At 72.7% G+C, this 26,462-nt stretch carries 21 protein-coding genes; 17 read left to right on the forward strand and 4 right to left on the reverse strand.

All coding sequences use genetic code 11. The annotated features are described in order from the left end of the window. Positions 1–66 precede the first annotated feature (66 nt). Complete coding sequence (locus ABD329_RS35845) at positions 67–1,239, forward strand: glycoside hydrolase family 64 protein (protein ID WP_344317452.1); 1,173 nt, start codon at positions 67–69, stop codon at positions 1,237–1,239. A 735-nt stretch (positions 1,240–1,974) separates the two neighbouring features. Here ABD329_RS35845 and ABD329_RS35850 read toward each other — a convergent pair. Together ABD329_RS35850 and ABD329_RS35855 are read right to left on the reverse strand one after the other, a co-directional pair. Further along, positions 1,975–3,633, reverse strand: a complete 1,659-nt coding sequence (locus tag ABD329_RS35850) for a PucR family transcriptional regulator (RefSeq protein WP_344317453.1) — start codon at positions 3,631–3,633, stop codon at positions 1,975–1,977. Positions 3,634–3,847: 214 nt separating this feature from the next. Continuing rightward, positions 3,848–5,656: a glycoside hydrolase family 15 protein gene (locus ABD329_RS35855; RefSeq protein ID WP_344317455.1), complete on the reverse strand. Its 1,809-nt coding sequence runs from the start codon at positions 5,654–5,656 to the stop codon at positions 3,848–3,850. Between the two features lie 419 nt (positions 5,657–6,075). Here ABD329_RS35855 and pyrG point away from each other — a divergent pair, with 419 nt between their 5' ends. From pyrG to der, 14 genes are all read left to right on the forward strand, one after another. Further along, positions 6,076–7,731 (forward strand): CTP synthase, encoded by a 1,656-nt coding sequence (pyrG, locus tag ABD329_RS35860; RefSeq protein WP_198280048.1) that lies wholly within the window; start codon positions 6,076–6,078, stop codon positions 7,729–7,731. Between the two features lie 80 nt (positions 7,732–7,811). After that, positions 7,812–8,438, forward strand: a complete 627-nt coding sequence (locus ABD329_RS35865) for an NUDIX domain-containing protein (RefSeq protein ID WP_198280047.1) — start codon at positions 7,812–7,814, stop codon at positions 8,436–8,438. Between the two features lie 164 nt (positions 8,439–8,602). Then, positions 8,603–10,864: a tetratricopeptide repeat protein gene (locus ABD329_RS35870; protein ID WP_425574421.1), complete on the forward strand. Its 2,262-nt coding sequence runs from the start codon at positions 8,603–8,605 to the stop codon at positions 10,862–10,864. Between the two features lie 226 nt (positions 10,865–11,090). Further along, positions 11,091–12,206, forward strand: a complete 1,116-nt coding sequence (gene ald / locus ABD329_RS35875) for an alanine dehydrogenase (RefSeq protein ID WP_198280049.1) — start codon at positions 11,091–11,093, stop codon at positions 12,204–12,206. Between the two features lie 561 nt (positions 12,207–12,767). Beyond that, positions 12,768–13,784: a ParA family protein gene (locus ABD329_RS35880; protein ID WP_020872375.1), complete on the forward strand. Its 1,017-nt coding sequence runs from the start codon at positions 12,768–12,770 to the stop codon at positions 13,782–13,784. After that, the gene (locus tag ABD329_RS35885; protein ID WP_198280046.1) at positions 13,769–14,350 is read left to right on the forward strand and encodes a hypothetical protein; all 582 of its coding nucleotides are present in this window, start codon (positions 13,769–13,771) and stop codon (positions 14,348–14,350) included. The genes ABD329_RS35880 and ABD329_RS35885 overlap by 16 nt, the downstream gene beginning before the upstream one ends. 68 nt (positions 14,351–14,418) lie before the next feature. Beyond that, entirely contained in the window at positions 14,419–16,020 is a 1,602-nt protein-coding gene (locus ABD329_RS35890) for a segregation/condensation protein A (protein WP_344317458.1), read from the forward strand. Then, positions 16,017–16,673, forward strand: coding sequence for an SMC-Scp complex subunit ScpB (gene scpB, locus ABD329_RS35895; RefSeq protein WP_138911310.1), 657 nt, complete (start codon positions 16,017–16,019; stop codon positions 16,671–16,673). The genes ABD329_RS35890 and scpB overlap by 4 nt, the downstream gene beginning before the upstream one ends. A gap of 40 nt (positions 16,674–16,713) precedes the next feature. After that, positions 16,714–17,805, forward strand: coding sequence for a pseudouridine synthase (locus tag ABD329_RS35900; RefSeq protein WP_198276208.1), 1,092 nt, complete (start codon positions 16,714–16,716; stop codon positions 17,803–17,805). Positions 17,806–17,935: 130 nt separating this feature from the next. Next, entirely contained in the window at positions 17,936–18,298 is a 363-nt protein-coding gene (aroH, locus tag ABD329_RS35905) for a chorismate mutase (RefSeq protein WP_198276207.1), read from the forward strand. Next, positions 18,295–19,380 carry a prephenate dehydrogenase gene (locus tag ABD329_RS35910; RefSeq protein WP_198276206.1) on the forward strand — a complete coding sequence of 362 codons (1,086 nt, stop codon included), beginning with the start codon at positions 18,295–18,297 and terminating at the stop codon, positions 19,378–19,380. The genes aroH and ABD329_RS35910 overlap by 4 nt, the downstream gene beginning before the upstream one ends. Before the next feature lie 142 nt (positions 19,381–19,522). Then, complete coding sequence (cmk, locus tag ABD329_RS35915) at positions 19,523–20,227, forward strand: (d)CMP kinase (protein ID WP_309142664.1); 705 nt, start codon at positions 19,523–19,525, stop codon at positions 20,225–20,227. Further along, on the forward strand, positions 20,224–20,898 hold the full coding sequence (locus tag ABD329_RS35920; protein ID WP_198276204.1) for a lysophospholipid acyltransferase family protein: 675 nt from the start codon (positions 20,224–20,226) through the stop codon (positions 20,896–20,898). The genes cmk and ABD329_RS35920 overlap by 4 nt, the downstream gene beginning before the upstream one ends. A gap of 55 nt (positions 20,899–20,953) precedes the next feature. Beyond that, a complete protein-coding gene (gene der, locus ABD329_RS35925) occupies positions 20,954–22,417 on the forward strand; it encodes a ribosome biogenesis GTPase Der (protein ID WP_198276203.1) in 1,464 nt (487 codons plus the stop codon). A gap of 166 nt (positions 22,418–22,583) precedes the next feature. Here the strand turns inward: der and ABD329_RS35930 are convergent, their stop codons facing one another. Further along, positions 22,584–22,880 (reverse strand): hypothetical protein, encoded by a 297-nt coding sequence (locus ABD329_RS35930; RefSeq protein WP_306420095.1) that lies wholly within the window; start codon positions 22,878–22,880, stop codon positions 22,584–22,586. 179 nt (positions 22,881–23,059) lie between these two features. Next, a complete protein-coding gene (locus tag ABD329_RS35935; RefSeq protein WP_425574422.1) occupies positions 23,060–24,019 on the reverse strand; it encodes a hypothetical protein in 960 nt (319 codons plus the stop codon). A gap of 269 nt (positions 24,020–24,288) precedes the next feature. On the opposite strand from ABD329_RS35935, the gene ABD329_RS35940 reads away from it, so the two are divergent. Continuing rightward, positions 24,289–25,527 (forward strand): glycosyltransferase family 4 protein, encoded by a 1,239-nt coding sequence (locus ABD329_RS35940; protein WP_198276201.1) that lies wholly within the window; start codon positions 24,289–24,291, stop codon positions 25,525–25,527. Positions 25,528–25,568: 41 nt separating this feature from the next. After that, positions 25,569–26,429, forward strand: coding sequence for a hypothetical protein (locus ABD329_RS35945; protein ID WP_198276200.1), 861 nt, complete (start codon positions 25,569–25,571; stop codon positions 26,427–26,429). Positions 26,430–26,462: the final 33 nt, after the last annotated feature.

The raw sequence follows: 26,462 nt of genomic DNA on the forward strand, positions 1-26,462 counted from the left end.
GCGCCTCCCGTCACCCCCCACGCCATTTTCCCGGCAACCCCCACTACGCCGAGGAGCACCATCATCATGATCAGTCGCAGGAAGCTGCTGGGTGGAATCGCCGCCTCCGCCGCCGCCGCGGGAACCGGCCTCGCGTTCGCCGGCGGCCGCGCCAGCGGAGCACCGGACACGAAGGCCGCCGCCTCCCTGCCCCTGACCGTCGTGAACAAGACGGGGCAGTACGACAACGGGTCGGTATGGCTCTACATCGTCGGCAACGAGGGCGATCGGCAGGTCCACGTCACCCCGGACGGCAACATCGCTCCCGTCGCGCTCTCCGACAACGGTTCGGACGGCTTCACCGACTACGCGATCCCGCTGGCCGGAAGCGGCGAGACCAAGCTGAACCTGCCTCAGATGTCCGGCCGGATCTATGTGGCGCTCGGCTCCAAGCTCAAGCTCAAGGTGGTCGAGGACGGGGCGGGCAAGGCCGCGTTGCAGTACCCGGCGGGCTGGGTGTCCGGCGACCCGAACTACGACATCATGCACGACTGCGCGGAGTTCACGTACAACTCCTCTGGCATGTTCTGCAACACCACCATGGTGGACATGTTCAGCGTCCCGCTGTCGATCCACCTCACCGGCGCCCAGGACCAGACGACCGGCACCCTCAAGGACGGCGCCCGCGCCAAGATCTTCTCCGACCTCGCCGGTGTCGACGCCTTCAAGAAGCTGATCGTCGGCGACAATCTGCGGGTGATCGCTCCCGGTCATGGCATGGGCGCGGGGGTGTTCGCGGAGGACTACTTCGCGTCGTACATCGACCAGGTCTGGGACGCCTACGGATCGAAGGACCTCAAGGTCACCACCAACGCGGGCACCTTCACCGGCCGGGTGAGCGGCGGGAAGTTCTCCTTCACCGGCCCGGCCTCGGTCTCCTTCGACAAGCCCTCCACCAAGGACGTGCTGTTCTGCGACGGCGCCCTGGCCGCGCCCAACGACGGGACCACGGGCCCGGTCGCGGCGATCCTGGGCGCGGGCTTCAACCGCACCACGCTGCACAATGCCGACGCTCAGCCGACGACCGATCCGGCCGCCTTCTACGGTGAGGACGTCACCAATCACTACGCCAAGGCGATGCACGCGGCGACGGAGGACGGCAAGGCGTATGGCTTCGCCTTCGATGACGTGGCCGAGTTCGCGTCCTACATCCAGGACACGGCGCCGAAGGGGATCACGCTCACGTTGACTCCGTTCTAGGGGGCATCCGGCGGCCTGTGTCGCCTGCGGCGGGCTGTTCCCCTCCCCGCCCCTTCCCGAAACTGGGGCTCCGCCCCAGACCCCGCTCCTCAAGCGCCGGAGGGGCTGGTGGGTGGGGTTCTGCCCTGGTCCCGGTTCTCACGTGCCGGAGGGGTTGGAGAGTGGGGGCTCCGTCCCTGGCCCCGGTTCTCACGTGCCGGAGGGGTTGGAGGGTGGGGGTTCCGTCCCTGGCCCCGCTTCTCATGTGCCGGAGGGGCTGGTGGGTGGGGCTCAGCCCCTGGTCCCGCTCCTCAAGCGCCGGAGGGGCTGGTGGGTGGGGTTCTGCCCTGGCCCCGGTTCTCATGTGCTGGAGGGGCTGGTTGGGATTGCGGGGTTCCCCGCCCCCGGACCCCGCTCTCAAACTCCCCCAGCTACCGCTGGGAGGTGCCCCTGGGCGGGCTGGTGGGCGGGGTTCCGCGCCGGAGTCCGGGTTCGGGGGCGATGTCCCCGCCGCGCGGCGGAGCCGCATATCGGTGCCGCGGGAAGGGGTGGGGAGGGCCCGCCGGGCCGGGCACGGTCCGGCCTGGGTCGGCACAGAGCAGCCGGGCGGGGAGGTGTCCGCGGCGCACGGCGAGGGCTGCGCGGCGGACGGTGAGGGAGCCACTCCCCGCCCGGCGGCACGGGGGGACGCCGGGCGGGGGCCCGGGGACACCGGGCGGGCCGCGGCCGCGTCGGGCGGGGCGGGCCGCCGTCGTGTCAGCGGACGTGGCGGCGGGCCTGGAGGGCCACCCCCAGGGCGAGCACCGTCCGGGGATCCTCCAGATCGCTGCCCAGCAGCGACGCGATCCGGGCCAGCCGGTCGTACAGCGTCTGGCGGTTGAGGTGCAGCGCGCGGGCCGTCTCCGCCTTGCGCCCCGCATGCCGCAGATACGTCTCCAGCGTCGGCACCAGCGGCGGGCGGGCGGTGCGGTCATGGGCCAGCAGCGGACCGATCACCCGGTCCACGAAGGCGGCCAGATCGCCGTGCTCGCGCAGTCGCCACAGCAACAGGTCGACATCCAGGCTGCGTACGTCGTACCAGCCCCGGTCGGGCGGCGATCCGCAGGCCGCGTTGGCCGCCTCCGCCGCATGCCGCAGCTCGGCTCCGGCCGCGTCCCAGCCGACCGCGAGCCCGGCCACGAGCACCGGGGGCCGGGCGCCCGCCCGGTCGGGCCAGGCCCGCTCCACCCCGGCCCGCAGCGCCGCCGCGATCCGCTCGGCCACCGCGCTCCGCTCGCTCGCGCCGCGCAGCCCCGCCAGCAGCGGAACCCGCCCCTCCGGAAGCCGTACGCCGAGCAGCACCGGCACCCCGACCCCGGCCAGCTCCTCCTGCACGGCGTGGGCCAGCGCCGCCCAGCTCTCCCCGCCCCCGGCCAGCGGCCGCGGATCCTCCACCAGCCGCATCACCACCGGCAGCAGCGGCCCGCCCGGGCCCGGCCGGAACCCCAGCACCCGGGCCTGGGCCGGGGCGTCCGACGCCTCGATCCGGCCCTCGGCGAGCTCGGTGAGGAAGTCCCCGCGCCCGCGCGCCGCCAGTTCCTCCTCCTGACGCGCCCGCAGCAGCACCACCGCCAGCAGATCCGCCGTCCGCTCGGCGGCGATCCGGTGCACCGGGCCCAGCGGCCCGGCCACCGGAAGGACGGTCAGCCGCGCCCGTACGGCACCGGGGCCGGGCCCGCCGCCCGGGATGTCCGCGATGACGCTGCCGGCCGGCGGCTCGGGCCGCTCGGCCGCGCGCGGCGCCCGCAGCCCCTCCCACACCTGGAGCGGATCGGCGGCGCCCGCCGGGGGCGTACCGCCCGGCCCCGCCGCGTACAGCAGCTGTCCGCCGGGGGTCTCCAGGAAGACCGGATTGGCCGCGAAGGCGGCGAAGTGGCGCAGGATCTCCGGCACCCCGCCGCCGCGCAGCAGCACCTCGGTGGCCTGCCGGTGCACCACATCGGCCTGGCGCAGCAGGGCGTAGTGCTCATTGACGATCTCGGTGTGGATCTCCTCGGTGACCGTCACGAACGGCACCTCGCGATGGAGCTGCACCAGTGGCAGCCCGCACGAGCGCGCGGTGTCCACGACCGGCCCCGGCAGGGTGCGGAACCGGGCGCCCAACTCCACCACCAGCGCCGCGATGCCCCGCTCGGCGAGCCTGCGGACGAACGCGCGCTGCTCGGCGGGGCGCGGCCCGACCCCGAGACCGGTGGTCAGCAGCAGCTCACCGCCCTTGAGCAGCGCGGCGATGTTCGGCGCCTCGCCCGCGTGCACCCAGCGCACCGGGCGGTCCAGCAGCTCCTGCCCGGACACCACCTCGGGGAGCCCGCGGCGCAGGGCGGGAAGGCCGAGGGCCCGCGCCACGGTGATCGTTCCCTGTGGTTCCGGTTCCATGCCGCCACGCTAAGCGCTCCGCGGGATGTGCCGCGAGGTGCGGTCGTTCGTCCGCGGCTGCGTCGTGGCTGGTCGCGCCCACGCGGCGGAGCCGCATATCGACACAGCCCCGCACCCCTTCGGGGCGCTGCCCGCCTGGGCCTGCCCGGCGGACACCGCCCGGCGGGCCGAGCCCGGATGTGGGGTGCCCGGGCCCCAGGGCCCGGGCCGGGGGCTAGCCTCCGTACGCGCCGGACGCCGTGAGGCGCAGCGCGGTGTCGATCAGCGGCACATGGCTGAACGCCTGCGGGAAGTTGCCCACCAGACGCTGGTTGTGCGAGTCCCACTCCTCGGAGAGCAGTCCGAGGTCGTTGCGGAGCGCGAGCAGCTTCTCGAAGAGCTTCCGGGCCTCGTCCACCCGGCCGATCATCGCCAGATCGTCGGCGAGCCAGAACGAGCAGGCCAGGAAGGCCCCTTCGTCGCCCTCGAGACCGTCCACCCCGGCGTCCTCGCCCGCGGTGGGGTAGCGCATCACGAAGCCGTCCTCGGTCGACAGCTCCCGCTGGATCGCCTCGATGGTGCCGATGACCCGCTTGTCGTCCGGCGGCAGGAAGCCCATCTGCGGGATGAGCAGCAGCGAGGCGTCCAGCTCCTTGGAGCCGTAGGACTGGGTGAACGTGTTGCGCTCGGCGTCGTAACCCTTCTCGCAGACCTCCCGGTGGATCTCGTCGCGCAGCTCCCGCCAGCGCTCCAACGGCCCGTCCACATCGCCGGATTCGATCAGCTTCACGGTGCGGTCGACCGCGACCCAGGCCATCACCTTGGAGTGCACGAAGTGCCGGCGCGGCCCGCGCACCTCCCAGATGCCCTCGTCCGGCTCGTCCCAGTGCTCCTCGAGGTAGCGGATCAGCTTCAGCTGGAGCACGCTCGCGTAGTCGTTGCGCGCCAGGCCCGTCATATGGGCCAGGTGCAGCGCCTCGGTGACCTCGCCGTAGACGTCGAGCTGGACCTGGCCCGCGGCGCCGTTGCCGATCCGGACCGGCTGGGAGTTCTCGAAGCCGGGCAGCCAGGTCAGCTCGGCCTCGGCCAACTCCCGCTCGCCCGCGATGCCGTACATGATCTGGAGGTTCTCCGGGTCGCCCGCGACCGCGCGGAGCAGCCATTCGCGCCAGGCGCGGGCCTCCTCGCGGTAGCCGGTGCGCAGCAGCGAGGAGAGGGTGATCGCCGCGTCCCGCAGCCAGGTGAAGCGGTAGTCCCAGTTCCGGACGCCGCCGATCTCCTCGGGCAGCGAGGTGGTGGGCGCCGCGACGATGCCGCCGGTGGGGGCGTAGGTCAGCGCCTTGAGCGTGATCAGCGAGCGGACCACCGCGTCCCGGTAGGGGCCGTGGTACGTGCAGTGCTCGACCCACTCCCGCCAGAACGCCTCGGTGGCCTCCAGCGCGCCCTCCGGCTCGGGCAGGGCGGGCGGTTCGCGGTGCGAGGGCTGCCAGCTGATGGTGAAGGCGATCCGGTCGCCGGGGCCCACCGTGAAGTCCGAGTAGGTGGTGAGGTCCTTGCCGTAGGTGTCGGCCTCGGTGTCCAGCCAGACCGAGTCCGGACCCGCGACGGCGACCGTACGGCCGTCCACCCGGTGCACCCAGGGCACGACCCAGCCGTAGGAGAACCGCATCCGCAGCGCGGAGCGCATCGGCACCCGGCCGCTGACCCCCTCGACGATCCGCACCAGTTGCGGGGCGCCGTCACGGGGCGGCATGAAGTCGATCACACGGACCGTGCCGCGCGGGGTGTCCCACTCCGACTCCAGGACCAGGGAGTCGCCGCGGTAGCGGCGGCGGTCGGCGGCGGGCGGCGGGCTTCCCGCGGGGGCGGCGGGCCCCAGCCGCCAGAAGCCGTGCTCCTCAGTGCCCAGCAGACCGGCGAAGACGGCATGGGAGTCGAACCGCGGCAGGCACAGCCAGTCGACCGTCCCGTCTCTACAGACGAGGGCGGCGGTCTGCATATCACCAATCAGTGCGTAATCCTCGATACGCCCGGCCACGTGCATTCCCCATTCGAACGGCCGTATCGCCCCGGAGGGCGTTTCCTACGGTCTCGGAAATTCTGACGAGCTCTTGTTCCGGGGGCGTGCTGGTGGTGCCGTGCCGGGGTGGCTCGCATGCGTGCGTCCGATGAGGATACGACGGACAACGGTGATCCGCTCGAGCCCGTCCACATCGTGGCTCTCATCTCACGGCCGATCGGGTGGCCAGGTCACGCATGGTGTTCGGGCGGTTGCGCAGACCGTACGCGGGAACCAGGCCAGCAGCGACCGCTCCGGGGCGCTGATACCCTGGTAGCCCGTGGAGCGGCGGGCACAAAACCCCCGAACCTCAGCGGCGGCGCCCCCGGACCCTGGAGCGGCTGCCGTACGCACCCTCACGACGCGACCACGGGAGCCCCCTCTTGGCCATTGCCGCTAAGCCCATGACGACCAAGCACCTCTTCGTCACCGGGGGTGTCGCCTCCTCACTCGGCAAGGGTCTTACCGCCTCCAGTCTGGGGGCGCTGCTGAAGGCGCGCGGTCTGCGCGTCACCATGCAGAAGCTCGATCCGTATCTGAATGTCGACCCGGGCACGATGAACCCCTTCCAGCACGGCGAGGTGTTCGTCACCAACGACGGCGCCGAGACCGATCTGGACATCGGCCACTACGAGCGCTTCCTCGACGTCGACCTCGACGGCTCGGCCAATGTGACCACCGGACAGGTTTACTCCACCGTAATCGCCAAGGAGCGGCGTGGTGAGTACCTCGGGGACACGGTGCAGGTCATCCCGCACATCACCAATGAGATCAAGCACCGCATCCGGCGCATGGCCACCGATGACGTGGACGTCGTCATCACCGAGGTCGGCGGCACCGTCGGCGACATCGAGTCGCTGCCCTTCCTGGAGGCCGTCCGCCAGGTCCGGCACGAGGTCGGCCGGGACAACGTGTTCGTGGTGCACATCTCCCTGCTGCCCTACATCGGCCCGTCCGGCGAGCTGAAGACCAAGCCCACCCAGCACTCGGTGGCCGCGCTGCGCAATATCGGCATCCAGCCGGACGCGATCGTGCTGCGAGCCGACCGCGAGGTCCCCACCTCCATCAAGCGCAAGGTCTCGCTGATGTGTGACGTGGACGACGCCGCCGTGGTCGCCGCCATCGACGCCAAGTCGATCTACGACATCCCCAAGGTGCTGCACTCCGAGGGCCTGGACGCCTATGTCGTCCGCAAGCTGGACCTGCCCTTCCGCGACGTGGACTGGACCCAGTGGGACGACCTGCTGAAGCGGGTCCACGAGCCCGACCACGAGATCACCGTGGCGCTCGTCGGCAAGTACATCGACCTGCCCGACGCCTATCTCTCCGTCACCGAGGCGCTGCGCGCCGGCGGCTTCGCCAACAACGCCCGCGTGAAGATCAAGTGGGTCACCTCCGACGACTGCAAGACGGCGGCCGGCGCCCGGGAGCAGCTCGACGGCGTGGACGCGGTCTGCATCCCCGGCGGCTTCGGCGACCGCGGTGTCATCGGTAAGGTCGGCGCGATCACCTACGCCCGGGAGAACAAGATCCCGGTGCTGGGCCTCTGTCTGGGACTCCAGTGCATCGTCATCGAGGCCGCGCGCAACCTCGCGGGCATCGAGGGCGCCAACTCCACCGAGTTCGAGCCCGCCACCACCGACCCGGTGATCTCCACCATGGCCGAGCAGCTCGACATCGTCGCCGGCGAGGGCGACATGGGCGGCACCATGCGGCTGGGCATGTACCCGGCCAAGCTGGCCGAGGGCTCGATCGTCCGCGAGGTCTACGACAACCAGCCGTATGTCGAGGAGCGCCACCGCCACCGCTACGAGGTCAACAACTCCTACCGCGGTGAGCTGGAGAAGAAGGCCGGGATCGTCTTCTCCGGCACCTCCCCGGACAACAAGCTGGTGGAGTACGTGGAGTACCCGCGCGAGGTCCACCCCTATCTGGTCGGCACCCAGGCCCACCCCGAGCTGCGCTCCCGCCCGACCCGTCCGCACCCGCTCTTCGCGGGCCTGGTGAAGGCGGCGGTCGAGCGACAGGTGGCGGCTCAGACGCCAGGCGCACGCGCCTGACCGTTACGGTTGGCAGGGGCGGGCGGCCGGCGCGGCCCACCGCCCCGTCAACCGCACGCGGAAAGGACGCTGAGCCAAGCATGCCCATCCAGGACACCCCCGAGGAATGGCCGGTCACCGCCACCGCCACGCCGTTCACCGGCAACAAGACGAGCGTGCGCACGGACGAGGTGGAGATGCCCGACGGGAGTCGGGCCAAGCGTGACTACCAGGTCCACCCCGGCTCCGTCGCCGTCCTCGCCCTGGACCAGGACGACCGCGTGCTCGTGCTGCGGCAGTACCGGCACCCGGTCCGCCAGCGGCTGTGGGAGATCCCGGCCGGTCTCCTGGACATCCCCGGTGAGAACCCGCTGCACGCCGCCCAGCGGGAGCTGTACGAGGAGGCGCACGTCAAGGCCGAGGACTGGCGGGTCCTCGTCGACCTCTACACCTCGCCCGGCGGCAGTGACGAGGCGGTGCGGATCTTCCTGGCCAGGGAGATCTCCACGGCCGAGGGCGAGCGGTTCGAGGTCTCCGAGGAGGAGGCCGACATGGAGCTCGCCCGGGTGTCCCTGGAGGAGCTGGTGCGCGGCGCCCTCGCGGGCGAGCTGCACAACAACTGCCTGGTGACGGGCGCGCTGGCGCTGCGGGCGGCGCTCTCCGGCGACGGCGTCGACGCCCTCCGGCCCGCCGACGCCTCCTGGCCGGCCCGGCCCTTCGACGCCTGACCCACTGATGGGGCCCAAGGGCCGCGCTCGACCCCGGTGAAGATCCGATGGAGTGATTTTCGGTCCGTGCTGTGGGCCGCGAGTACCGGGTACCTGACGCGGAGTGAACTACGCTCATAGTGAGCCGAAGGGGCTCGTACGCGCAGGTGGACGGGAGTGGGCCGGTGGCGGAGCAGGCGGTCGACACCGATGGGGAGCCGGCGGCCCCAGGGGAGCGGCAGCCGCCGCCCGCCGCGTCCGCTTCACCTGCTTCGTCCGCCCCGGGCCGCCCGCCGGAGTCGGCTCCCGGCCGCCGGGAATCGGCTGCCGGCCGTCCGCCGGAAGATGAGACCTCCCCTTCCGGCACCCCGCCGCGGCAACGGCGCTCCGCCGCCGACGCCCAGGACGGCGGGGTGTGGAGCGGAGCCACCCGGGCGGTGCTGTTCGCGGCGGCCGCCTCCGTGGGGCGGGGGTTCGCCGGACGGCGGCGGGAGCTGCTCTCGCTGCGCGCCGACATCGAGCGCGCGGGCCTGGACACCATCCCCGGCCGTAAGGCCGCCCGCAGCCGGGTGCTGCTGATCGCGGGCCGCCCCGGCTGGGGCCGTACGGCGCTGGCCGAGGAGCTCGCCCGGCGGCTCGCCGACGACTACCCCGACGGGGTGCTGAGCGCCCGGCTGACCACCTCCGCCGGGGACCCCGTGCCCACCGAGCGCACCGCCCGTGAGCTGCTGGGACGGCTCGGCGGGAGCGCCCCGCCGGGCGCGGACGAGGACGATCTGAGCGAGGCGCTGCGCGAGGCGCTCGAGGGCAAGCGGGTGCTGCTGCTGCTCGACGACGTGGCCGGGGCCGAGCAGGTGGACGCGCTGCTGCCGGACGAGCCCGACTGCCTGGTGGTCGCCGTCTCGCGCGGCCCGCTGACCGGGGTGCCGGATGTACGGCCGTGCACGGTGGGCGGGCTGGATGTGAGCGCGGCGGTCGGGCTGCTGGCGCAGTACACCGGCCCCACCCGGATCACCTGCGATCCGGTGGCCGCGCAGTCCCTGGTCGAGGAGTGCGCGGGCCAGCCCGCGGCGCTCGTCCTGGTCGGCGGCTGGCTCGCCGCCCGCCCCCAGGCGTCGGTGGCCGACGCCCTGGCCCGGCTGCGCGAACTGCCGCCGGACGAGGGTGACCTCGACCACGGCGCCCGCCCGCTGACCCGCGCCTTCCGGCTGGCCTACGCCGCGCTGCCGTCCGCCGTCGCCCGGATGCTGCGGCTGCTGGTGCTGGCGCCCGGCGGCTCTGCCGACGCCCAGATCGCCTCCGCGCTGGCCGGCTGCTCGGTGGCGGACGGCGAGGCGGCGCTGGAGGGCTTCGCCGCGTACGGGATGCTGCGCCCGCGCGGCACCGGCCGCTACCTGGTGCCCGGCTGTCTCGATCCGCTGCTGCGGGAGCGGCTGGCGGCCGAGGAGCGCCCGGCCGAGGTGGAGCTGGCGCGGGCGCGGATGCTGGAGCGTGCCGTACGGCAGCTGCACGCCTGCCGGCTGGCCGCCGAGCCCGCCGGTTCGCCGGGCCGGAAAAAACTGGCCGGGATGCCGAAGCCGCTGCGGTTTTCGTCGTCGGCGGAGGCCGCCGGCTGGCTGGAGGAGCGGCTGCCCACGCTGATCGAGGCCGCCCGGATGGCCGTGGAGACGGGTCAACTCGACACGCTGGCACGGCGGTTGGTGGCCGCGCTGACCCACGCCCTGAGTGCCCACCGGGGCTTCGAGGGCGCCGCGGTGGAGCTGTACGGGCTGCATCAGCTGGTGCTGGACGTGGCCCGGCGCCGCGATCTGCCGGTGGAGCGGGCGGCCGCGCTGCTCAACCTCGGCGATCTGGACGGCGGGGCGGGCCGGGTGGACAAGGCGCTCGCCCGCTACAAGAGCGCCCTGGAAGCCGCCCGCGCCTCGGGCGATCCGTATACGACCGGGCGTGCGCTGGAGTCGATCGGCGGCACCTACCAGGCGCTGGAGGACTGGCACCGGGCGGCCGACTGGTTCGGACGCGCCCTGGAGCTGCGGCTGAGCCGCCGCGACACGCCCGCCGCGGCCCGGCTGTACGCGCGGCTCGGCACCGTCCACGGCTACGCCGGGCGGTGGGGCGAGGCGCTGCGCGACTGGCGTGCCGCCGCGGCCGCCTGCCGCCGGGCGGGCGACCAGGCGGGGTACGCCCGGGCGCTCGGCGGCACCGCGGAGGCCCAGGAGCGCTCGGGGCGGCCGAGGGAGGCGCTGCGCACCTGGGCGGAAACCGCCGCGGCCGCCCGGACCTGCGGTGACACCGGACTGCACGCCGAGCTGGCGCGCCATGCGGCGGACGCGATGGACCGGCTTGGTGGGGACCCCTCGGCGGCGCGGTCGCTGCGGCGCACCGCCCGGAGGATCGAGGCGGGAGAGGCGGAAGACACGGGTCCGTCACCCTGGAGTGGGGGCTGAAACCCTGTCGACCTACGAAATCAGTAGTGGTCTTCCAAAAGATTGATGCATTGCAAGGCTAGACAGCGCGACGTCCTTCATTAGACTGGCTGTACCGCGATTGTTGCGGCCGTCTCCGGCATGCGGACGCATGTGCCGGTTTGCCTGTCTATGGTCGATGGTGTAGCGACCCATGACCGGCTATGGCGATATGTTCCTTTCCCCCCATTCAAGGACCGTGATCGACGTGAAGGTCGGTATCCCCCGCGAGGTCAAGAACAACGAGTTCCGTGTGGCCATCACCCCCGCCGGTGTGCACGAGCTGGTCCGAGGCGGCCATGAGGTCGTCATCGAGCGGAGTGCGGGCCTCGGCTCGTCCATCACGGACGAGGAGTACACCGGAGCCGGCGCGCGCATCCTCGGCACCGCCGACGAGGTCTGGGCCACGGCCGACCTGCTGCTGAAGGTCAAGGAGCCCATCGCGGAGGAATACCACCGGCTGCGCAAGGGTCAGACGCTCTTCACCTATCTGCACCTGGCCGCCTCCCGGGCCTGCACCGACGCGCTGCTGGAGTCCGGCACCACCGCCATCGCCTACGAGACCGTCGAGACCGCGAACCGCGCCCTGCCGCTGCTCGCGCCGATGTCCGAGGTCGCGGGCCGGATCGCGCCGCAGGTCGGCGCGTACCACCTGATGCGCTCGGCCGGCGGCCGCGGTGTGCTGCCCGGCGGGGTGCCGGGTGTGGCCGCCGGGCGGGCGGTGGTCATCGGCGGTGGCGTCTCCGGGTGGAACGCCGCCCAGATCGCCATCGGCATGGGCTTCCACGTCACCCTGCTGGACAAGGACATCAACAAGCTGCGCGAGGCCGACCGGATCTTCGGCAACCGGGTGCAGACCATCGCCTCCAACGCCTATGAGCTGGAGAAGGCCGTCCTCGACGCCGACCTGGTCATCGGCGCGGTGCTCATCCCGGGTGCCAAGGCGCCCAAGCTGGTCACCAACGAGCTGGTGTCCCGGATGAAGCCGGGAAGTGTCCTTGTCGACATCGCGATCGACCAGGGCGGCTGCTTCGAGGACTCCCGTCCCACCACCCACGCCGAGCCGACCTTCGAGGTCCACGACTCGGTCTTCTACTGCGTGGCCAACATGCCCGGCGCGGTGCCGAACACCTCCACCCACGCGCTCACCAACGCCACGCTCCCGTACATCGTGGAGCTGGCCAACCGCGGCTGGCGGGACGCGCTGCGCCGGGACGCCGCGCTGGCCAAGGGGCTCAACACCCATGAGGGTCAGGTCGTCTACGGCCCGGTCGCCGAGGCCCACGAGCTGCCCGTCGTCGAACTGGGCTCGCTGATCGGCTGAATGACGCCCGGAGTTCACCGGACCCGGCCGCCGGGGGCCCGTTAACCCCGGTTGCCGGACGGTCAACCCGGACCGTCAACCACATGTCAACATCGGGCATCCGGCCGGGTCTTGTCGAAGGACGAGGCCCGGCCGAAGGTGTGTCCGCTGTGCCCCGTATCGAGTGCGGACCACCGCTCGGTCAACTCGCCCTAAATGCAACTATTCAGACGCTTTATGCGGTGGTGAAATCTCCGTGGCACCGTTCACACGCCCTTGACATCGGGGTGTTCGATTGCCGACACATCGTGCCGTGTCCGGTGGATTGTGTTGCTGCGGACCGGTGACACGCCATAGAGTCGCCAACCGTCGGCATGGTGTCACGCTGACCTATAGAGAAATTTCCTGGTCACCAAGGAGGTAGGACGACTTGTGAATGAGTCGACATTTTCTCCCGGGGGTGGTCAACCAGGACCGGCTGCGCGGGGCCAGGGCCCCTCGGGGCTCGAGGCTGTCGGCTCCGTCGCTGTCCGTACCTTCGCAACCCGCCAGAGCCCGACGACAGCCCACCAGAGCCACAGCATGGACGGCCATCACGTGAACGCCATGGCCGGCGACCAGGGGGGCACGGATCCCGCCCGCTTCGCCGACTACGACGACCTCCCCGACGGGCACTTCTACGACCCGGACGCGGAGTACGAGCCAGACCCCGAATACGCGGCCACGCTCGCGCCCGACGCTGCCCGCCAGCGCCGCGAGCGGATCGGCCCCACCGGGCGTCCGCTGCCGTACTTCCCGATCCCCGGGCCGCTGACCGATCACGGTCCCGCGAAGATCATCGCGATGTGCAACCAGAAGGGCGGGGTCGGCAAGACCACCTCCACCATCAACCTGGGCGCGGCCCTGGCCGAATACGGCCGCCGGGTCCTGCTCGTCGACTTCGACCCGCAGGGCGCCCTGTCGGTCGGCCTCGGGGTCAACCCGATGGAGCTCGACCTCACGGTCTACAACCTGCTCATGGAGCGGGGCATGTCGGCCGACGAGGTGCTGCTGAAGACGGCCGTGCCCAACATGGACCTGCTGCCCAGCAATATCGACTTGTCGGCCGCCGAGGTGCAGCTGGTGAGCGAGGTCGCCCGGGAGTCGACCCTCCAGCGCGCGCTCAAGCCGCTGATGGCCGACTACGACTACATCGTCATCGACTGCCAGCCCTCGCTCGGTCTGCTCACCGTCAACGCGCTGACCGCCGCGCACAAGGTGATCGTGCCGCTGGAGTGCGAGTTCTTCGCGCTGCGCGGTGTGGCGTTGCTCACGGAGACGATCGAGAAGGTCCAGGAGCGGCTCAACCCGGACCTGGAGCTCGACGGCATCCTCGCCACGATGTACGACTCGCGCACCGTGCACAGCCGTGAGGTCCTCGCCCGCGTGGTCGAGGCGTTCGACGATCACGTCTACCACACGGTCATCGGCCGTACGGTCCGCTTCCCCGAGACCACGGTCGCGGGCGAGCCGATCACCACGTACGCGTCCAACTCCGTCGGTGCCGCCGCCTATCGCCAGCTCGCCAGGGAGGTGCTCGCCCGGTGTCACGCCGAGTGAGTCTGCCGGGAGCCGACGAACTGTTCCGCACCACCGGGGGGATGGGCCTCCAGTCCTCCTCTCCGGCCGCCGGGCGCCGCCAGGCGAACGGCGAGGGCCCACGGGTCCCGCCGCCCGCCGCCGAACCCGACGCGGGCGCCGAACCGCGCGAAGGGCAGGAGCAGCGCGCGGACGGTGAGCAGTCCGGCTCGGGCGAACACACGGGACGGGAGACGGCCTCCCAGGACGCGGTCGGCGAGCGGCGCCCCGCCGCCGGGGACCGGCCCAAGGGCCGCCAAGCCCAGGGCGGTTCGGCCGCGGCCGAGCAGAACGGCCCGGCCCGCCGCCGCGCCCGTGCGGCGAACCGCAGGCCCAGCGGGCGCGAGCGCCACGACGAGAAGATCACGGTCTATGTCTCCGCCGAGGAGCTGATGGACCTCGAGCACGCGCGTCTGGTGCTCCGCGGCGAGCACGGGCTCGCCGTCGACCGCGGCCGTATCGTCCGCGAGGCGGTCGCGGTCGTCCTCGCCGACCTCGAGTCGCGCGGCGACGCGAGCATCCTGGTGCGCCGCCTCCGCGGCCGTTGACCGGGCCGGGCGATAGCCTGCCCGGTCGTACGGGCTGCCCCGCCCGGCCCTGAGCACCCTGGACCGCGATGCCGACGAACGACACCCCCGCCCCGCCGCCCCGCCCCTCCCGCCGCACCCTCGGCCGGGGCCCCGGCGCGGCACCGGCCACGACGGGTCCGGACCGGTCCACCGCGCCCACGCACCACCGCGACGTGCCGCCCCCCGCCTCGGACGCCCCGGCCCCGCAGGCGGACACCGCCGAAGCGGAGCGCGCCGCGCCGCCCAGCGAAAACGCCCCTGCCACGGCGTCGGAGCCCGGCCCACGCACGGCGTCGGAGGCCGCCCCCGCCACGGCGTCGGAGCCTGCCCCTGCCACGGCGACGGCCGAGCCCGCCTCGCCTTCGGCGGCCGGAGGGCCGCTGGACGGCGCTCAGACGGCTCCCGAGGCCACCGCTGAGTCGTCGGGCGCGCCCGAGGCGCACGAGGCCGTCTCGGAGGAGCTCACGGCGCCGGACGCCGGGCCCGAGCCGTCTCCGGCGACGGTCGACCCCGCTGCCCCGGACGCGCGGTCGGGCGCGGGCGCGGGGCGCGGCCGTAAGGACGCGTCGGCGGACGAGCCGGAGCCGGTGCACGCTCGGGCCGATCTCGACGTGGCGCCCTCCGCGGGCGGGCATGGCCGTGCGGCGGCCGGGGCCGGGAGCGACGAGGCCGAGGCGAGTGGTGGGGCCGCGGCGAGTGGTGGGGCCCGGACGGGCGACGGGGCCCGGACGGGTGACGGGCCCGCGGCGAGCGGTGGGGACGGTAAGGGCGAGGCGCAGGCCGAGGACGGCGGCAATCGGTTCACCGTGCGGCTGGACAACTTCGAGGGGCCCTTCGACCTCCTGCTCCAGCTGATCTCCAAGCACAAGCTGGACGTCACCGAGGTCGCCCTCTCCAAGGTCACCGACGAGTTCATGGCCCATATCCGCGCCATGGGGCCGGACTGGGACCTCGACCAGACCACCGAGTTCCTCGTCGTCGCGGCGACCCTGCTGGACCTCAAGGCGGCCCGGCTGCTGCCCGCCGCCGAGGTCGAGGACGAAGCGGACCTGGCCCTGCTGGAGGCGCGCGACCTGCTCTTCGCCCGGCTGCTCCAGTACCGCGCGTACAAACAGATCGCGGACATCTTCAACGACCGGCTGACCGCCGAGTCCGCCCGTCACCCCCGTACCGTCGGCCTGGAGCCGCACCACGCCGAGCTGCTCCCCGACGTCGTCATCAGCATCGGCCCCGAGGGCTTCGCCAAGCTGGCCGTCAAGGCGATGCAGCCCAAGCCCAAGCCGCAGGTCTACGTCGACCACATCCACGCTCCGCTGGTCAGCGTCCGGGAGCAGGCCGAGGTGGTGGTCTCCCGGCTGCGGGAGCTGGGGGAGGCTACCTTCGCCGTGCTCACCGAGGACGCTCCCGACGTCCTTACGGTCGTCGCGCGCTTCCTGGCGCTCCTGGAGCTCTACCGCGAGCGCGCGATCCTCCTGGACCAGCCGGAGGCGCTCGGGTCGCTCATGGTCCGCTGGACGGGCGAGGCGGGTGAGCGGCCACTGGTCACCGACGAGTTCGACCAGGAGGCCAAACCCCGTAAGGAGCCCGAAAAGGCGCCCGAGAAGGAGACGGCCACGCCCGAGAAGGAGAAGGAAGAGGTAGCGAGTTGAGCGAGCAGCGGACACCCGCCGGGCTCTCCGAGGTCGCCGAGCTGGACCTCAAGCCCGCCCTGGAGGCCGTCCTCATGGTCGTCGACGAGCCCGCCACCGAGGAGAACCTCGCCAAGGTCCTCCAGCGGCCGCGCCGCGCGGTCGCGGACGCGCTGCGCGAGCTGGCCGACGAGTACGCGACCCAGGGCCGGGGTTTCGAGCTGCGGCTGGTCGCGGGCGGCTGGCGCTACTACACGCGCCCGGCCTACGCCGCCGCCGTCGAGGGGTTCGTCCTGGACGGCCAGCAGGCCCGGCTCACCCAGGCCGCTTTGGAAACCCTCGCGGTGGTCGCGTACCGTCAGCCGGTCAGCCGTTCCCGCGTCTCGGCCGTCCGCGGCGTCAACTGCGATGGCGTGATGCGGACCCTCCTCCAGCGGGGCCTGGTCGAGGAGGCGGGCACGGAACCCGAAACAGGTGCGATCCTGTACAGGACGACGAACTACTTCCTGGAGCGGATGGGCCTGCGGGGGCTGGACGAGCTCCCGGAGCTCGCGCCGTTCCTCCCCGAGGCGGACGCGGTCGAGGGCGAGTCCCAGGAGGGCGTGCCGTCGTTCGATCCGGACGCCATCGACGGCGATGACGCGCAGGACGACGCAGAACGCACGACGACGTAGAACACCGAGCCGGCAGCGGCCACTCTCAGACGGAAACTTGATGCGAAGCAGCGGCAGGAACAGCAGGGGCAGCGGTAGCGGCAAGAACTACCGGGGCGCGGGGAACAGGCGCGACGAGCAGCAGCAGCGCGCCGGCCGCCCCCGCCCCGAAGAGCGCCGCTACGACGTGGGCGGCGGCCCCAAGGCGGGCCCCAAGGGCTCCCAGGGAGGCCCCAAGGGCTCCCAGGGCGGCCAGGGCGGCGGCCCCAAGGGCGGCGGCCCCAAGGGCGGCGGCCCCAAGGGCGGTGGCGGGGGCCGTGGCCGCAAGCCCGGCCCGGCCCGTCCGCGCGAGTACGAGGCGCAGATAGAGGAGCGCAACCGCGCCCGCCACGACAAGCCGCGGGTCAAGATGCCCAAGACCTTCGGCGAGCCGGAGGGCGAGCGGCTCCAGAAGGTCCTCGCCCGCGCCGGTATGGGCTCGCGCCGCGCCTGCGAGGACCTGATCGACCAGGCCCGGGTCGAGGTCAACGGCAAGATCGTGACCGAGCAGGGGCTGCGCGTCGATCCCGAGAAGGACGAGATCAAGGTCGACGGGCTGACCGTGGCCACGCAGTCGTATCTCTTCTTCGCGCTGAACAAGCCCGCCGGTGTCGTCTCCACCATGGAGGACCCCGACGGTCGCCAGTGCCTCGGCGACTACGTCACCAACCGCGAGACCCGGCTCTTCCACGTCGGCCGCCTCGACACCGAGACCGAGGGCATCATCCTGCTCACCAACCACGGTGAGCTGGCCCACCGCCTCACCCACCCCCGCTACGGCGTGAAGAAGACCTATCTCGCCGCCATCCAGGGCCCGCTCCCGCGCGACCTGGGCAAGCGGCTCAAGAGCGGCATCGAGCTCGAGGACGGCTACGCCCGCGCCGACCACTTCCGGGTGGTGCAGAACACCGGCAAGAACTACCTCGTCGAGGTGAGCCTGCACGAGGGCCGCAAGCACATCGTGCGGCGGATGCTCGCCGAGGCAGGCTTCCCGGTCGACAAGCTGGTGCGGACGGCCTTCGGCCCGATCGCGCTCGGCGACCAGAAGTCCGGCTGGCTGCGCCGGCTGACCAACACCGAGGTCGGCATGCTCATGCGCGAGGTCGAGCTCTGATCGGACGCGTCTCGCCCAGCGGTCGCCCCGGGAGCCTGTCCGACCCGCTCGTTACGCTGATCGGGGTGCGGCCGGACACCGCGGCCGCGCCCGGGGCACGACAGGCACAGCGCGCACAGGGGAGCGAGACGTGGCGGTACGAGCAGTCCGCGGGGCGGTTCAGCTGGACCGGGACGAGCCGGAGCACATGCATGAGCAGGTCTCCGCGCTCCTGACCGCCATCCTGGAGCGGAACGACCTCGACCCGGACGACCTGATCAGCGTGTGGTTCACGGCCACCCCCGATCTGCACAGCGACTTCCCGGCGGTCGCCGCCCGCAAGCTGGGCATCACCGACGTACCGCTGATCTGCGCCCAGGAGCTGGACATACAAGGGGCCATGCCCCGCGTCGTCCGCATCCTGGCGCATATCGAGACCCCCCTGGCCAAGTCCGACGTCGCCCATGTCTACCTGGGCGCCGCCGGCTCCCTCCGCAAGGACATCGCCCAATGAGAACCGCCCTCGTCATCGGCACCGGTCTGATCGGCACCTCCGCCGCGCTGGCCCTGGCCGGCCGTGGCGTCCAGGTGCACCTCGCCGACCACGACGCGGCCCAGGCGCGCACCGCCGAGGCGCGCGGGGCCGGGACGCGGGCCGAGCCCGAGGGCCCCGTGGACCTGGCGATCGTCGCCGTGCCCCCGGCGTACGTGGCGGGCACGGTGGCCGATGTCATGCGCCGCGGGCTGGCCCGCGGCGTCCTGGACGTCGCGAGCGTCAAGGGCGGGCCGCGCCGTGAGCTGGAGGCCCTCGGCTGCGATCTGACCCGCTACATCGGCACGCATCCGATGGCGGGCCGGGAGCGCTCCGGGCCGATGGCCGCCACCGCCGACCTCTTCGAGGGGCGGCCCTGGGTGCTCACGCCCACCGGCGGCACCGACACCGAGGTGCTCAACCTCGCGCTCGAGCTGGTCGCGCTGTGCCGGGCGGTGCCCGTGGTGATGGAGGACGAGGCCCACGACCGGGCGGTGGCGCTCGTCTCGCACACCCCCCACCTGCTGTCCAGCATGGTCGCCGCGCGGCTCCAGGACGCCGATGAGACGGCGGTGCGGCTGTGCGGACAGGGCATCCGCGACGTCACCCGGATCGCGGCCTCCGACCCCGCCATGTGGATCGACATCCTCTCCGCCAACCCCGGCCCGGTGGCCGATGTGCTCGCCGCCGTCGCCGCCGACCTGGACGAGACGGTGCGGGCGCTGCGCGCGCTCCAGTCCGCCGACGAGGCCAAGCGCGGCGGCGGCGCGGCCGGGATCGAGGACGTGCTGCGCCGGGGCAACGCCGGGCGCGAGCGGGTGCCGGGCAAGCACGGCGCCGCCTCGGCCGTCTATGAGACCGTGACGGTGCTCATCGGCGACCAGCCGGGCGAGCTGGCCCGGATCTTCGCCGACGCGGGCCGGGCGGGCGTCAACATCGAGGACGTCCGGATCGAGCACGCCACCGGGCAGCAGGCCGGTCTGATCCAGCTGGTGGTCGAGCCCTCGGCGGCGCCTGGGCTCACCCAGGCCCTGCGGGAGCGGGGATGGTCCATCCGGCAGTAGCGGCGGAGCGGACCGCCCACGGCCCCGGCCCCGAGGCCGTCCCCCAGCGGTGCGAAGCCGCCCGGAGGAAGCCAGTAACCTTGTCCGAGGCTCACACGGCCCGTTCAACTCAGCCCCGTGCACACGAAAGGTGTCTGTCACCGTGGAAACCGCCGCCCGGACCGCCCCGGCAGCAGTGATTGTCGCGATCGACGGCCCCGCTGGCACGGGCAAGTCCAGTACCTCGAAGGCCGTCGCCGCCAAGCTGGGCCTGGGCTACCTGGACACCGGCGCCCAGTACCGGGCGATCACCTGGTGGATGGTGGCCAACGGCATCGATGTCGAGGACGCCGTGGCCGTGGCCGACGCCGCGGGCAAGCCCGCCATCGTCTCCGGCACCGACCCGGCCAACCCGACGATCACCGTCGACGGCACCGATGTCTCCGGGCCGATCCGCACCCAGGAGGTCACCTCGCGGGTCAGCGCGGTGAGCGCGGTGCCCGAGGTGCGGGCCGTGATCACCGAGCTCCAGCGGACCATCGCCACCGAGGCGCCGCGCGGCATCGTGGTGGAGGGCCGGGACATCGGTACCACGGTCCTCCCGGACGCCGACCTCAAGATCTTCCTGACCGCCTCCCCGGAGGTCCGGGCGGCCCGCCGCAGCGGTGAGCTGAAGGGCAAGGAGGCCGCCGACCTGGCCGCCACCCAGGCCGCGCTGGCCAAGCGGGACGCCCTGGACTCCGGCCGCAAGACCTCGCCGCTGGCCAAGGCGGACGACGCGGTCGAGGTGGACACCTCCGAGCTCACCCTCGACCAGGTCATCGAGTGCGTGGTCACCCTCGTCGAGGAGAAGCGGACGGTCGCGTGAGCACCACCGACGGGACACTTCCCAGCGCGGCCGGGGCCGCCGTGGGGCGGCGGATCGGCATCGGCCTGATGCACGGGCTGTGGCGGCCGCGGGTGCTGGGCGCGTGGCGGATCCCGTCCGCCGGGCCCGTCATCCTCGCGGGGAACCACTCCCACAACATCGACGGCCCGATGCTGATCGGCACCTCGCCGCGGCCGGTGCACTTCCTGGTCAAGAAGGAGGCGTTCATCGGCCCGCTGGACCCGTTCCTGCGCGGTATCGGGCAGCTGAAGGTGGACCGTACGAGCGCCGACCGCGCCGCGATCGGCCAGGCCCTGGGGGTGCTGGAGCGCGGCGGGGTGCTGGGAATCTTCCCCGAGGGCACCCGGGGCGACGGCGACTTCGCCTCGCTGCGCTCGGGGCTCGCGTACTTCGCGGTGCGCTCCGGCGCGCCGATCGTGCCGGTGGCGGTGTTCGGCACCGCCATCCCGCGTGACGACGGCCGGTCCAGGCCGCTGCCCCGGCTGCGCAGCAGGATCGACGTGGTGTTCGGCGACCCGTTCGAGGCGGGGGACGGCAGCGGCAGGCGGACGCGGGCGGCCCTGGACCAGGCCACCGAGCGCATCCAGAAGCGGCTGGCCACGCATCTGGACACCGCCGGGCGGCTCACCGGCCGCCCGGAACAGACATAGACCCGCGAGCCCCCAGGGGCGGCGCGCGGTACTGAGGGACGACGAGGAAATCTTCATGAACGACCAGATCCACAGCGGCGGCGACGAGCACGGGGAGCTTGGCGACGCCGAGTACGCGGAGTTCATGGAGCTCGCCGCGCAAGAGGGCTTCGACCTGGCGGAGGTCGAGGGCGACCTGGCCGCGGCGGGGCATGGCCCGCTGCCGGTGCTGGCCGTCGTCGGCCGCCCCAACGTCGGCAAGTCCACCCTGGTGAACCGGATCCTCGGCCGCCGGGAGGCGGTCGTGGAGGACCGCCCGGGCGTCACCCGCGACCGGGTGACCTACGAGGCCGAGTGGTCGGGCCGCCGCTTCAAGGTGGTCGACACCGGCGGCTGGGAGCAGGACGTGCTCGGCATCGACGCGTCCGTGGCCGCCCAGGCCGAGTTCGCGATCGAGGCCGCCGACGCGGTGGTCTTCGTCGTGGACGCCACGGTGGGCGCGACCGACACCGACGAGGCCGTGGTCAAGCTGCTGCGCCGGGCCGGTAAGCCCGTGGTGCTGTGCGCCAACAAGGTCGACGGGCCCAGCGGCGAGGCCGATGCCGCGATGCTGTGGTCGCTCGGCCTCGGCGAGCCGTACGCGGTCTCCGCGCTGCACGGCCGCGGCACCGGCGACATGCTCGACGCGGTCCTGGAGGCGCTGCCCGAGGCCCCGGCCCAGACGTTCGGGGCGACGATCGGCGGACCGCGCCGGATCGCCCTGATCGGCCGGCCGAACGTGGGCAAGTCCTCGCTGCTCAACAAGGTCGCGGGCGAGGAGCGGGTGGTCGTCAACGAGATGGCGGGCACCACCCGCGACCCGGTCGACGAGATGATCCAACTGGGCGGTGTCACCTGGAAGTTCGTCGACACCGCCGGTATCCGCCGCCGGGTCCACCTCCAGGAGGGCGCCGACTACTACGCCTCGCTGCGCACCGCGGCCGCCGTGGAGAAGGCGGAGGTCGCGGTCGTGCTGATCGACTCCAGCGAGTCCATCAGCGTCCAGGACCAGCGGATCATCTCGATGGCCGTCGAGGCCGGGCGCGCGCTCGTCATCGCGTACAACAAGTGGGACACCCTGGACGAGGAGCGCCGCTACTACCTCGAGCGCGAGATCGAGACGGAGCTGGGGCAGATCCAGTGGGCGCCGCGGGTCAATGTCTCGGCCCGCACCGGCCGCCATATGGAGAAGCTGGTCCCGGCGATCGAGACGGCGCTGGCCGGCTGGGAGACCCGCGTCCCGACCGGGCGGCTCAACTCCTTCCTCGGCGAGATCGTCGCCTCGCATCCGCATCCGATCCGGGGCGGCAAGCAGCCGCGGATCCTCTTCGGGACGCAGGCCGGGACCCGGCCGCCGCGGTTCGTGCTCTTCGCCTCGGGCTTCCTGGAGGCGGGCTACCGCCGCTTCATCGAGCGGCGGCTGCGCGAGGAGTTCGGCTTCGAGGGGACGCCGCTCCAGGTCTCGGTGCGGGTGCGCGAGAAGCGCGGCCGCAAGAAGTAGCGGGGTCACGACCGCGAGAAGTAGCCGGGACGCGGCCGCGAGAAGTAGCGGGGTCGCGACCGCGAGAAGTGGCGATGGCGCGGTCGCACCAGGTAGCGCTGCGCGGTCGCGGGACGTGGCGGGGCCGCGCCGGGGGGCTCACGCCGCCCCGGCCCCCGGCACCGCGTCAGTACGTGTGCCCCGGCTCCTCGCCCCGGCCGGGCGGGAGCGCGGGGACATAGCCGCGGTAGTACAGCTCGTCGGTGTGCCAGGCCCCGCCGTGGCCGTCCGGGCGGCCGTAGCCGCTGACGAGGCCCCGGGGCTGGCCGATGGCGGCGAACGCCACGAACTCCATGTTCTCCTCGTCCGAGCGGTCGCCGGGCAGCGCCCGGAACAGCCTGCGGTACTCCGCGTACAACGCGTCGTAGATCGGCGTGGCGGAGTGGCGCCAGGGATCGTGCGCTGCCTCCAGCGCGGGGCGCATGGCCGGAATGCAGCCGTATGAGGGGGAACGGTAGGAGAGGTCGTATGCGTGCACGTATGTGCCAACGACCCGGCCGCCCGTCGGATGCGGCATCGGTGGCGAATGGGCTGCTCGCCAAGGGGCGGTGCGGTCCGGAGGGAAGTCCGGGGGGAAGTCCGGGACGGCGGCGGCCATGGCGGTCATGTGCCCGCGAGCGGCATCGAAGCGCCGACCAGGGCGCCGCGCGCGGCGGCCCGGTCCAGCGCCGCGCGCAGCTGGTCCTCGCGCGGCTGGGTGCCGATCGTGCCCGCGGCCGCCGCGTAGACCAGCACCTTCTGGGAGCGGCCCAGTGCGCTCCGCCAGCCCTCGCTGAGCGGCATCGGGCTGTGCGCCTGCCACCAGGCCACCGGGCGGCCGCCGCCCGGCGCCGGCATCAGCACCGCGTGCAGCCGTCCCATGGCCAGCAGCACCGACCAGCCGGGGTTGGGCGCGGGCGGCCGGCCCAGGTCGACCACCGGGGCGAACCCCTGCTCGCTGAGGAGCTGGAGGAATTCATCGCCCTGGCCGATCGAACCGGGGCGGATGATCGGCGCGGTCGGCTCCACCACCAGCGCCGCGCACGCCTCCTGACCGACCAGCACCACCCCGCTGGTCACACCGAGCACCGCCTGCTGCGGCACCGGCGCGTGCCCGGACGGGGCCGGGATGTGCCCGGACGGGGCCGGGGCGTGCGACCCGGCGACGGGCGACACCGGTGACGGGACCGGGGCGGGCGACGGGTCCGGGGCCGGTGCCGCCGGGCCGGGGAAGTACGACGTGGAGGCATGCGACGCGGCCGGTACGGGCGGTGCGTGGGACGCCTCGGCGGTCGGCGGCGCGCCGTCCTCGCCCGTGATGGAGCGCACCGCACCGCGCAACTGGTCTTCCGAGACCGCGACGACCTGGGAGGGCACGCAGGTGGCGTGCGCGAAGGCCAGCACCGCCGTCTCCTGCCCCACGAAGAGCACGGTGCTGGTCCGCTCCTGCTCGGTGTTGCCGGGGGTGCGGCAGGACGTGCAGTCGTAAGCGCCCGGGGCGTTGTCCCCGGCGAGCAGCCGGTCGGCTTCTTCGTCGCCGATCTCGGCGCGTACGTCATCGCTGACGTCGAGCATGCGCGGCACGGGTGGCTCCTCGGTCTCGGTGGGTGGGCCGGGTGGTTCCCGGCTCATACGTAGACAACGGGCCATGCGGGGCGTGGGTCACGCGCCTGGCCACCCCGCGGTCTGATGCGCCGTCGGGTCGAAAGGTTCCCCCGACTCCCTACCGATTTCACATCTGTTGGAGCACAAGAAGGTGATGAAACCCAACCCTGTGCCACTTTTCACCGTCTTACATCGTGGTAGGCGGACGACACACCCGTCCGCGGGGAAGCAGTGGGATACGGGGCCGGATGCACATCTCTTTCCTTATTCACAACGCGTACGGGATCGGCGGGACGATCCGGACCACGTACAACCTCGCCCGCACCCTGGGGGAGCAGCACGATGTCGAGATCGTGTCGGTCTTCCGCCACCGCGACCAGCCGATCTTCGATCCCGGTCCGCAGGTGCGGCTCAGCCATCTCGTGGACCTCCGGAAGAGCAGTCCTTCCTACGACGGCGCCGACCCAGACCACGGTCGCCCGGCGAAGGTCTTCCCCGCGATCGAGGGCCGCTCCAGGCAGTACAGCGCGCTCACCGACCGCCGTATCGCGGATCATCTGCGCTCGCTCGAGGCCGATATCGTCGTCGGAACCCGGCCCGGGCTCAATGTCCACATAGCCCGGGAGGCCCGTCGCGGTCCGGTACGAGTCGGCCAGGAGCATCTGACGCTCAGCACCCACTCCAAGGGACTGAAGCGGGCCCTGCGCGCCGTCTACCCCCGGCTGGACGCGGTGACCACCGTGACCGAGGCCGACGCCCGGACCTACCGCGGCCAGATGCGGCTGCCCGGTGTGCGGATCGAGGCGGTCCCCAACAGCGTGCCCGAGCCCGGTCTGGACCCCGCCGACGGCACCGGCAAGTGGGTGGTCGCGGCCGGCCGGCTGGCCCCGGTGAAACGCTACGACCTGCTGATCCGCGCCTTCGCGAAGGTCAGCGAGGCCCGCCCCGACTGGCGGCTGCGGATCTACGGCGGCGGCGCCCAGCACGCCAAGCTGCGCGCCCTCATCGACAAGCTCGGCCTCTACAACAACGTCTTCCTGATGGGCCCGGCCAATCCGCTCGACCCCGAGTGGGCCAAGGGCTCCATAGCCGCCGTCACCTCCAGCCTGGAGTCGTTCGGCATGACCATCGTGGAGGCCATGCGCTGCGGCCTTCCCGTGGTGTCCACCGACTGCCCGCACGGGCCCGCGGAGATCATCGACAATGGTGTGGACGGCCGTCTCGTCCCCACCGGCGACACCGACGCCATCGCCGCCGCGCTGCTCGACCTCATCAACAACGACGAGCTGCGCCAGCAGATGGGGCAGGCCGCGCTGAAGGACTCGGCCCGCTTCGACCCCTCGCGGGTGGCCGGGCGTTACGAGACGCTGTTCTCCGAGCTGATCGGCCGCGGCGGTCTGCGGGGCTCCCTGCACCGGGCCCGCGGCTCCCTGATCGGCGGCGCGTTCGCCGCCAAGGACTCCCTGCGGAAGGTGCGTGTCGCATGAGTGCACCGGCACAGGCAACACAGCACGTCGAGGAGGACAGAATGAGTGAGGCCGCCGAGGCCGCCCCCGCCCGCGCCGACTGCGTGGCGGACTCCGCCGGTGGGCTCACCTTCCACATCGCCGACTGGGCCCGCCCGGCCCCGGGCGGCCAGGACGACTGGAGCGGTGCGCTGGTGCTGGTCCGCCGGGGCGGGAAGGACGTCCCCGACGGTGAGGTGCGGCTGCCACTGGGCCCCACCGCGGACGGCCGGCTCCAGGCCGCCCTGCCCAGCAATGTCGCCCTGGCCGAGGGCCGCTGGGACGTGCATGTGGCGTACCGGGACGCCGAGCCGCGGCGGCTCGCCCCGGGCCTGAACGATCTGCGCTCGCTCGTGGACCGCCGTCCCGGGCCGAGCACCTCCCCGCTGTCCGTCCGCATCCCGTACGCCACCAAGCACGGCAACCTCTCGCTGCGCAGCTGGCGGCGGGCGCCCCACGCCGAGGCCGGGGAGATCCGGCTGGAGGACGACACGATGGCGGTGCGGGGGCGGCTCTACCGCGTCGCGTACCCGTCCGAGTGGCTGGCCGACGCGGTGGTGGAGGCCCGCTGCCGCGGGGGCGAGGGCCCGGTGCGCACGGCACCGCTGGAGGTGGAGGGCTCGGACTTCTCCTTCACGCTCTCCTACGCCGACCTCGCACGGACCTGGGGTGGTGGCGCGGACGTCTGGGATCTGTGGCTGCGCCCGGCGGACCAGAGCATGGCCCCGGCGCGGCTCGCCCGGATACTGGACGATGTCGCGGACAAGAAGGAGATCTTCACCTATCCGCCGCGCACCGTGACCGGTCCGCACGGGGAGGCACTGGCCCGGCCGTACTACACCATGGACAACGATCTCGCGGTGCGGATCGAGGCGCTCGCCTGAGCCCGGGTCTATGAGGACGAAGGCTGTCCTCGA

This window comes from Streptomyces javensis, from assembly GCF_039525925.1.
Taxonomy (GTDB): Bacteria; Actinomycetota; Actinomycetes; order Streptomycetales; family Streptomycetaceae; genus Streptomyces; species Streptomyces asiaticus.